This window comes from Piscinibacter sp., from assembly GCF_050175855.1.
Taxonomy (GTDB): domain Bacteria; phylum Pseudomonadota; class Gammaproteobacteria; order Burkholderiales; family Burkholderiaceae_C; genus Piscinibacter.
In genome coordinates this window covers 1-9233 of record NZ_JBFXIO010000201.1, presented here as the reverse complement: position 1 = coordinate 9233, position 9233 = coordinate 1, and the positions used below count along the sequence as shown (strand labels likewise).

The 9233-nt window shown below is 69.2% G+C and carries 9 protein-coding genes; all 9 read left to right on the top strand.

Features of this window, described 5'->3' with window-relative positions; translation table 11 throughout:
* Positions 1-1602 (top strand): 3-hydroxyacyl-CoA dehydrogenase NAD-binding domain-containing protein (locus AB7U92_RS15505; protein WP_428578615.1); only part of this gene is annotated, 1602 nt, incomplete at its 5' end.
* 30 nt (positions 1603-1632) lie between these two features.
* Positions 1633-2214, top strand: coding sequence for an HD domain-containing protein (locus AB7U92_RS15500; RefSeq protein ID WP_428578612.1), 582 nt, complete (start codon positions 1633-1635; stop codon positions 2212-2214).
* Between the two features lie 16 nt (positions 2215-2230).
* Positions 2231-3406 (top strand): acetyl-CoA C-acyltransferase, encoded by a 1176-nt coding sequence (locus AB7U92_RS15495; protein WP_428578609.1) that lies wholly within the window; start codon positions 2231-2233, stop codon positions 3404-3406.
* The gene (locus AB7U92_RS15490) at positions 3406-3867 is read left to right on the top strand and encodes a PaaI family thioesterase (RefSeq protein WP_428578607.1); all 462 of its coding nucleotides are present in this window, start codon (positions 3406-3408) and stop codon (positions 3865-3867) included. Before AB7U92_RS15495 ends, AB7U92_RS15490 begins: the two co-directional genes overlap by 1 nt.
* A 2-nt stretch (positions 3868-3869) precedes the next feature.
* Positions 3870-5711, top strand: coding sequence for an acyl-CoA dehydrogenase (locus AB7U92_RS15485; protein WP_428578604.1), 1842 nt, complete (start codon positions 3870-3872; stop codon positions 5709-5711).
* Positions 5712-5730: 19 nt separating this feature from the next.
* Positions 5731-5925: a hypothetical protein gene (locus AB7U92_RS15480; RefSeq protein ID WP_428578601.1), complete on the top strand. Its 195-nt coding sequence runs from the start codon at positions 5731-5733 to the stop codon at positions 5923-5925.
* A complete protein-coding gene (locus AB7U92_RS15475; protein ID WP_428578598.1) occupies positions 5925-7883 on the top strand; it encodes a M3 family metallopeptidase in 1959 nt (652 codons plus the stop codon). The genes AB7U92_RS15480 and AB7U92_RS15475 overlap by 1 nt, the downstream gene beginning before the upstream one ends.
* A gap of 27 nt (positions 7884-7910) precedes the next feature.
* Positions 7911-8702, top strand: coding sequence for an SDR family oxidoreductase (locus tag AB7U92_RS15470; protein ID WP_428578595.1), 792 nt, complete (start codon positions 7911-7913; stop codon positions 8700-8702).
* A 7-nt stretch (positions 8703-8709) separates the two neighbouring features.
* Positions 8710-9147: a PaaI family thioesterase gene (locus AB7U92_RS15465; RefSeq protein ID WP_428578592.1), complete on the top strand. Its 438-nt coding sequence runs from the start codon at positions 8710-8712 to the stop codon at positions 9145-9147.
* Positions 9148-9233: the final 86 nt, after the last annotated feature.

Sequence of the window (9233 nt, the reverse complement as noted above, 5' to 3'; positions counted from 1 at the left end):
GGCCAGAAGCTGTTCGACAAAGTCATCGAGGGCGACCTGCTGGGGGGCGCCATCGCCTTCGCGCGCGAAGTGGCCAAGAATCACGAACAAGGGCGCCCGCTGCCGCTGGTGCGCAACCTGAAGGTGGAGCACCCGAACCCGCAGGCCTACCTGCAGTTCGCGCGCAACACCGTCGGCGCGATGGCGAGGAACTTCCCGGCGCCGCCCAAGTGCGTCGACGCCGTGGCGGCCTCGACGACGATGAAGTTCGACGACGGCATGAAGTACGAGCGCGAGAACTTCATCGCGCTGATGATGACGCCGGAGTGCAAGGCGCTGCGCCACGCCTTCATGGCCGAGCGCGCCACCACCAAGATCCCCGACGTGCCGGCCGACACGCCGGTGCGCGAGGTGAAGAAGCTCGGTGTGATCGGCGCCGGCACCATGGGCGGCGGCATCTCGATGAACTTCCTCAACGCCGGCATCCCGGTGGTCATCCTCGAGATGAAGCAGGAGGCACTGGACCGCGGCATCGCCACCATCCGCAAGAACTACGAGGCCCAGGTCAAGAAGGGCAAGCTCAAGCAGGACAAGTACGAGCAGCGCATGGCGCTGCTGAGCACCACGCTGAAGTACGACGACCTGAAGGACTGCGACATGGTCATCGAGGCCGTGTTCGAGGACATGGCCGTCAAGGAGCAGGTCTTCAAGACGCTCGACGAGGTGATGAAGCCCGGCGCGATCCTGGCCACCAACACCTCGACGCTGGACGTGAACAAGATCGCCGCCTTCACCAAGCGCCCGCAGGACGTGATTGGCACGCACTTCTTCAGCCCGGCCAACGTGATGAAGCTGCTGGAGGTGGTGCGCGGCGAGAAGACCGCGAAGGACGTGCTCGCCACCGTGATGGCGCTGGGCAAGAAGATCCGCAAGACCTGCGTGGTCTCCGGCGTGTGCGATGGCTTCATCGGCAACCGCATGATCGAGCAGTACTCGCGCCAGGCCGGCTTCCTGCTGGAAGAGGGCTGCACGCCGGCGCAGGTGGACAAGGCGGTCGAGAAGTTCGGCTTCGCGATGGGCCCGTTCCGCATGGGCGACCTGGCCGGCAACGACGTGGGCTGGTACATCCGCAAGCGCCGCTACATCGAGAAGCCGCACCTGCGCTACTCGAAGACGGCCGACCTGCTGTGCGAACTCGGTCGCTTCGGCCAGAAGACCGGCGCCGGCTGGTACGACTACGTGCCGGGCAAGCGCGACGCGATTCCCTCCAAGCTGGTCGAGGAGATGATCGCCAAGCACCGCACCGAGCTCGGCATCACCCCGCGCAAGATCTCCGACGAGGAGATCGTGCAGCGACTCGTGTTCGCGCTGGTGAACGAGGGTGCGCGCATCGTCGAGGAAGGCATCGCCCTGCGCGCCTCCGACGTCGACATGGTCTACCTCACCGGCTACGGCTTCCCGCTCTTCCGCGGCGGTCCGATGTGCTATGCCGACACGGTGGGCCTCTTCAACGTCGTGCAGGCGATGAAGCGTTTCGCCAAGAACCCGAACGACGACGCGAAGTTCTGGGAGCCGGCGCCGCTGCTTGCCAGGCTGGCCGCCGAAGGCAAGACCTTCAGCTGAGCGCGAGCCGAGCACGAACGGAGCACCGCGATGAGCGAGCGCGCCACCTTCACCCGCATGGAGGAAAGCACGGCGGACGACTGGCGCAAGATCGCCGGCGAGTACGCGCCTTTCGTGAAGGCGCTGCCCGAGCGGCTGATCGCGCACCTGAAGCTGCTGGAAGGCGACTACGGCGGCTTCCCGGTCGACCGATACACCCATTCGCTGCAGACCGCCACGCGGGCGCTGCGCGACGGCCGCGACGAGGAGTACGTGGTCTGCGCGCTGCTGCACGACATTGGCGACACGCTGGCTCCGTTCAACCACTTCGACGTGGCCTCGGCGATCCTCAAGCCGGTGGTGAGCGAGGCCAACCTGTGGATGGTGCAGCACCACGGCATCTTCCAGGGCTACTACTTCTTCCATCACCTCGGGCTGGACCGGAACCTGCGCGACCAGTTCAAGGGCCACCCGCACTACGCGCGCACCGAGGAGTTCTGCGCGCTCTACGACAACCCGGCCTTCGACGCCAAGGCCGAGACGCTGCCGATCAGCGAATTCGAACCGATGCTGCGCCGCGTGTTCGCGCAGCCCCGCAACAGCATCTACAAGGCGGCGATGGCCGCCGAATGAGACCAGGAGCCCTGCCATGACAAACGCCGTGATCGTCTCGACCGCCCGCACGCCCCTGGCCAAGAGCTGGAAGGGTGCCTTCAACATGACCCACGGCGCCACGCTGGGCGGCCATGCCGTCAAGGCGGCCGTCGAGCGCGCCGGCATCGAGGCCGCCGAGGTCGACGACGTGATCATGGGCTGCGCCAACCCCGAAGGCGCGACGGGCGCGAACATCGCACGGCAGATCGCGCTGCGCGCCGGACTGCCGATCACCACCAGCGGCATGACCGTCAACCGCTTCTGCTCCAGCGGCCTGCAGACCATCGCGATGGCGGCGCAGCGCATCATCGCCGGCGAGGGCGACGTGTTCGCGGCCGGCGGCGTGGAGAGCATCTCCTGCGTGCAGAACGAGATGAACAAGCACATGCTGGCCGATCCCTGGCTCGCGCAGAACAAGCCGGAGATCTACTGGAGCATGCTGCAGACCGCCGAGCAGGTGGCCAAGCGCTACAACATTCCGCGCGAGCGCATGGACCAGTACGGCGCCGCCAGCCAGCAGAAGGCCTGCGCCGCGCAGGAAGCCGGCAAGTTCAAGGACGAGATCGCGCCGATCACCGTGATGGCCGGCGTGGCCGATGCGCAGCTCGGCCTGCGCACGAAGGAGGTCACGGTCAGCGCCGACGAGGGCCTGCGCCCGGGCACCACCTACGAGGCCGTGGCCGGCATCAAGCCGGCGCTGCCCGGCGGCGTGATCGCGGCGGGCAACGCCAGCCAGTTCAGCGACGGCGCCGGTGCCTGCATCGTGATGAACGAGAAAGTGGCCGAGCAGAAGGGCCTCAAGCCGCTGGGCCGCTTCCTCGGCTTCGCGGTGGCCGGCTGCGAGCCCGACGAGATGGGCATCGGCCCGGTGTTCGCGGTGCCCAAGGTGCTCAAGCGCCTGGGCCTGACGGTCGCCGACATCGACCTGTGGGAACTCAACGAGGCCTTCGCGGTGCAGGTGCTCTACTGCGCCGACACGCTGGGCATCCCGATGGACCGGCTGAACGTCAACGGCGGCGCGATCGCCGTCGGCCACCCCTACGGCGTCAGCGGCCAGCGGCTGACCGGCCACGCGCTGATTGAAGGCAAGCGCCGCGGCGCCAAGCGTGTCGTCGTGACGATGTGCATCGGCGGCGGCATGGGCGCGGCGGGCGTGTTCGAGGTGCTGTGATGGCGGATTCCGGTGGACCGTCCCCGGTGACGGTGTCGCCGGAAGCCTTCCTGGCCATGGGCCGGGACATCCTCGTCAAGCAGCCGTTCAGCATCCTGCTCGGCGCCCAGCTCAATGCGCTGGAGCCGGGCCGCTGCGAGCTGCAGGTGACGGTGGCCGAGCACCTCAAGCAGCAGCACGGCTTCGTGCATGGCGGCGTGCTGAGCTATCTCGCCGACAACGCGCTCACCTACGCCGGCGGCACCGCGCTGCGCGTGCCGGTACTGACCGGCGAATTCAAGATCAACTACGTGCGGCCCGCCGTGGGCGACCGCCTCGTGGCCCGCGCCGAAGCCGTGCACGTCGGCAAGACCCAGGCGGTGTGCCGCTGCGAGGTGTTCGCCGTCAGTGCCACCGGCGAGAAGCTCTGCGCGCTGGCGCAGGGCACCATCGTCGCCGCACCCGGCCAGGATTCCCAGTGACCATGAGCTACCGACAGACCGCCGACTTCCTGCTCTACGACTGGCTGCACGTCGAGACGCTGCAGCAGCGCGCGCGCTTCGCCGAGCACAGCCGCGAGACCTTCGACGCCGTGCTCGACATGTGCGAGAAGCTCGCGGCCGACAAGTTCGCGCCGGTCAACCGCCTCGTCGACACCGAGGAACCCTGGTTCGACGGCGAGAAGGTGCACGTGCCCGGCGCGGCCGTCGCCGCGGCGCGCGCCTACGCCGAGTCCGGCATGCTCGCCGCCGCACAGGACTACGACATGGGCGGCATGCAGCTGCCCTGCGTGGTCGAGATGGCCGCGCACGCCTTCTTCTCCAAGGCCGGTATCGGCGTCGGCGGTGCCGGCATGCTGACCAGCGGCAATGCCAACCTGCTGATGGCGCATGGCAGCGAACGGCAGCGCGAGGTGTTCGCCAAGAACGAGTTCGCCGGGCGCTTCTTCGGCACCATGTGCCTGTCGGAGCCGCAGGCGGGCTCGAGCCTGTCGGACATCGTCACCCGCGCCACGCCCGATGGCGAAGGTCACGAGGCCGATCCGCTGGGCCCGCGCTTCCGCCTGCGCGGCAACAAGATGTGGATCAGCAACGGCGAGCACGAACTGGCCGAGAACATCGTCCACCTGGTGCTGGCCAAGATCCCCGGGCCGGACGGCAAGCTCATCCCCGGCACGAAGGGCATCTCGCTGTTCATCGTGCCGAAGAAGCTGGTCGATACCGACGGCAAGCTCACCGGCGAGCGCAACGACGTGGCGCTCGCGGGCCTGAATCACAAGCTCGGCTACCGCGGCATTCCAAACACCCTGCTGAACTTCGGCGAAGGGCGCTACCCGGTGCGTGGGTCGGCCGGAGCGATCGGTTATCTCGTGGGCAAGCCGGGTGAAGGCCTGCGATGCATGTTCCACATGATGAACGAGGCGCGCATCGCGGTCGGTCTGGGCGCCACCATGCTCGGCTACGCCGGCTACGAGGCCAGCCTCGACTACGCCAAGAACCGGCCGCAGGGCCGGCCGATCGGCCCCGGCGGCAAGGACGCCACGCAGCCGCAGATCCCGATCATCCGCCACGCCGACGTGCGCCGCATGCTGCTGGCGCAGAAGAGCTGGTGCGAGGGTGCGCTGGCGCTGGAGCTGTACTGCGCGCGGCTGGTCGACGAGCAGCACTCCGGCGCGCCCGACGATGCGGCGCAGGCCGCGCTCCTGCTGGAAATGCTCACGCCCATCGCCAAGAGCTGGCCGAGCGAGTGGTGCCTGGAGGCCAACAGCCTGGCCATCCAGGTGCACGGCGGCTACGGCTATACGCGTGACTTCCCGGTGGAGCAGTACTGGCGCGACAACCGCCTGAACATGATCCACGAAGGCACCCACGGCATCCAGGCGCTCGACCTGCTCGGCCGCAAGGTGGTGATGGACGGCGGCAAGGGCCTGCAGCTGCTGGCCTCGCGCATCAACGCTACCATCGAGCGGGCCATGCGCGTGCCCGAGCTCGCCGGCTTCGGCAACGAGCTCGCGGCGGCGCTGGCGGAAGTCGGCCGCGCCACCAAGGCGGCCTGGGCCACCGGCACCCCGGAAGAGGCCCTCGCCAACGCCGTGCCCTACCTGCAGGCCTTCGGCCATACGGTGATCGCCTGGATCTGGCTCGACGTCGCGTTGTGCGCCCATGCAAAGCTGGAGCCAGGCGCTGCCGACGAGCCCGCGCTGCGCGGCAAGCTCGCCGCCTGCCGCTTCTTCTACCGGCACGATCTGCCCAAGGTGGCGGCCTGGCTGCAGGTGGTGGCCTCGCGCGACGACACCTGCCGCACGATCGACGAAGCTTGGTTCTAAGCCGCCGAGCGGACGCACCATGAAGCCCTCGACGACCGAGAAGTTGGTCTGGATCCTGATCTATGGTGGCCTGCTCGCCGTGGGCCTGGGCATCGCGCTGCAGCAGCGCGGCAGCGCGGCGCTCGGCTGGTTGCTCGTCGTCGGCGGCGGCATCGTGGCCGCGGTGGGCGTGGTGCTGATCTGGGTGCGATCGACGCAGAAGGACGACGCCTGATGCGCCGCTGGCTCCTCCTCGCGGTGGCGTTCTTCGCCACGCCCGCACTGGCGCAGGTCTACGAGTTCCCACGCTGGAACGACGCGGCGCAGGTAAATGCCGAATGCAGCCGCCTGCTAACCGACGTGCGCCAGCGCGAGAAGGCGCTGGCGGCGCTGCCTGAGCGCGGCGCCGGCGTGCTGGCGCCTCTGGATGAGCTGCTGCAGCGCGTCGAGGACACCATGGGGCCGCTGTGGCTGCTGCCGGCGGTGCATCCGGACAAGACCGTGCGTGACGCCGCCGAGGCCTGCGACCTCGAGTTCCAGCGTTTCACCGCCGCCTTCCTGCAGAACGCACGCGTCCACACGCGGCTGAAGCACGCGGCGGTGGCCGACGACATCGACCGCCGCCTGCAGCGAGAGCAGCTCGACGCCTTCGAGGACTCGGGCGTGGCGCTGGCGCCGGCGGCCCGCCAGCGGGCGCGCCGCATCAGCACCGAGCTCACCGAGCTTTCGCAGGCCTTCGAGCGCCGCATCCGCGAGAGCCGCGACACCGTGGCCTTCACCGAGGCGCAGCTGGAAGGCGTGCCGGAGAACGTCTGGCGCAACGCGCGGCGCGATGCCAAGGGCCGCTATGTACTCGGCCTCGACTACCCGACGGCCGACCCGGTGATGGAGCGCGCGGTGCAGGAGCGCACCCGCGAGCGCATGTGGCGGGCGACCATGCGCCAGGGCGGCGAAGCCAACCTGAAGACGCTGCAGCGCATCGCCGAGTTGCGCCGCGAGTACGCGCGGCTGTTCGGCTTCGACTCCTACGCCGACTTCACGCTGCGCCGGCGCATGGTGGGCAGCGAGGCGCAGGCCACGCGCTTCCTCGCCGAGGTGGATGCGGCGGTGGCACAACGTGAGCGCGCCGACCTTGCCTTGCTGCGCGAGGCCAAGGCGCGCGCCACCGGCGCGCCGCAGGCCTCCACGACGTTGCAGCGCTGGGACCTGCGGCACTTCACCGAGCGCGTGCGCAACGAGCGCTACACGGTCGACCAGGAGGCCTTCCGCGCCCACTTCCCGCCGCAGCGCAGCCTGGAGTTCGTGTTCGCGCTGTCGCAGCGCCTGTTCGGCGTGCGCTTCGAGCCAGTAGAACAGACACTGTGGCACCCGCAGGCCCGCGCCTACGCGGCGCGCGACGAGCAGGGCCGGCTGCTCGGTACGCTGTTCGTCGACCTCTTTCCGCGGCCCGACAAGTACAACCACGCGGCCGTCTGGTCGTTCCGCAACGTGTCGGTGCGCAGCGGCCGACTGCCTGCGGCCGCGCTGGTGGTGAACTTCGACAGCCAGGGCCTGACGCTGGAAGAACTGGAAACGCTGCTGCACGAGTTCGGCCACGCGCTGCACGCGCTGCTGTCGACCACGCGCTACGCCATCCCCGGCGGCACCAACGTGCTACTCGACTTCGCCGAGGCGCCGTCGCAGATGCTGGAGGACTGGGTCTACGACCCGGCCGTGCTGGCGCTGTTCCAGCAGGTCTGCAGCGAGTGCGCACCGGTGCCGCGCGAGATGATCGAGCGCGCCGCACGCGCCCGCCACTTCGCCAAGGGAATCGCCACCACGCGGCAGCTCGTCTTCGCCCGCTACGACCTCGCCCTGCACGGCCGGCGTGCCGAGGCGCCGATGAAGCTGTGGGCTCGCATGGAGCGTGCCACGCCGCTGGGCCACGTGCCGGGCACCATCTTCCCGGCCGGCTTCGGCCACCTGGCCGGCGGCTATGGTGCGGGCTACTACGCCTACATGTGGAGCCTGGTGGTGGCCGAAGACCTGCGCACCGCCTTCGCCGCCGACCGGCTCGACGCGGCGGTGGGCCGCCGCTACCGCGACACCGTGCTGGCCAACGGCGGCCAGCTGGCGCCGAAGGAGCTGGTGCGCCGCTTCCTCGGTCGCGAGGGCAACGCCGAGGCCTTCTTCCGCAGCCTCGCCATCGAGTAGACGACGAAAGAACCCAGGAGACCGACCATGAGCACCCCGATCCAGAAGCTGTTCGACCTCAGCGGCCAGACCGCGCTCGTCACCGGCGGCTCGCGCGGCCTCGGCCTGCAGATCGCCGAGGCGCTGGGCGAGGCCGGCGCGAAGATCTTCCTCACCTCGCGCAAGGCGGCCGACCTGGAGGAGGCCGCCGCGCACCTGCAGGCCAAAGGCATCGACGCGCGCTGGGTGGCGGCCGACATGAGCCAGCCCGCCGAGGTGGAACGCGTGGCCACAGAGGCGCTGCAACGCCTGGGCGACATCGACATCCTCGTCAACAACGCCGGCGCCACCTGGGGCGCGCCGGCCGAGGACTATCCGCTGGAAGCCTGGGACAAGGTGATGAACCTGAACATCCGCAGCATCTTCCTGATGAGCCAGCAGATCGGCAAGCGCAGCATGATTCCGAGAAAGCGCGGCCGCATCATCAACGTCGCTTCGATCGCCGGCCTCAGCGGCTCGGGCGACGTCGAGTTCATCGCCTACGGCACCAGCAAGGGCGCGGTGGTGAATTTCACCCGCACGCTGGCCGGCGAGTGGGGCGAGCACGGCATCACCGTCAATGCGCTGGCGCCGGGCTTCTTCCCGAGCAAGATGACCAAGGGCACGCTGGAGCGCATCGGCTCCGACCGCCTCGCCAAGGCCGCGCCGCTGCGCCGCATCGGCGACGACGACGACCTCAAGGGCGCCGCGCTGCTGTTCGCCTCGGCGGCGGGCAAGCACATCACCGGCCAGATCCTGGCGGTGGACGGCGGCGTGTCGGCCGTGCATCACGGCGGATGACGCGCCGATGAAGTTCCTCGCCCAGATCCCCTTCGTCGACCTGCTCGGCATGGAGCTGGTCTCGTGCGAGGCTGGCCGGGCCGAGATCGCGCTGACGCTGCGCGAGGAGCTCACCAACTCGTGGAGCGTGGCGCATGGCGGCGTGACCATGACGCTGCTCGACGTCGTGATGGCGCATGCCGCGCGCAGCCCCAACCAGCCCGGCCACCCCGAATCGCCCGGCGTGGTGACGATCGAGATGAAGACCAGCTTCCTGCGCGCCGGGCTTGGCCGGCTCACCGCTCGGGGCACGCTGTTGCACCGCACCGCCTCGATGGCCTTCACCGAGGGCTCGGTGGTCGACGAGAAGGGCGAGCTGGTGGCCCATGCCACCGGCACGTTCAAATACATGAAGGCGCTGCCCGCGGGCGGCCGGCGCATCCAGAGGCTCAACGCCTCCGACTGAAGGAGTACCCCGATGACGACGATCAACAAGCAGTGGCTGCTGGCCTCGCGGCCGAAGGGCGAGGCGAGCGTGGACAATTTCCGCCT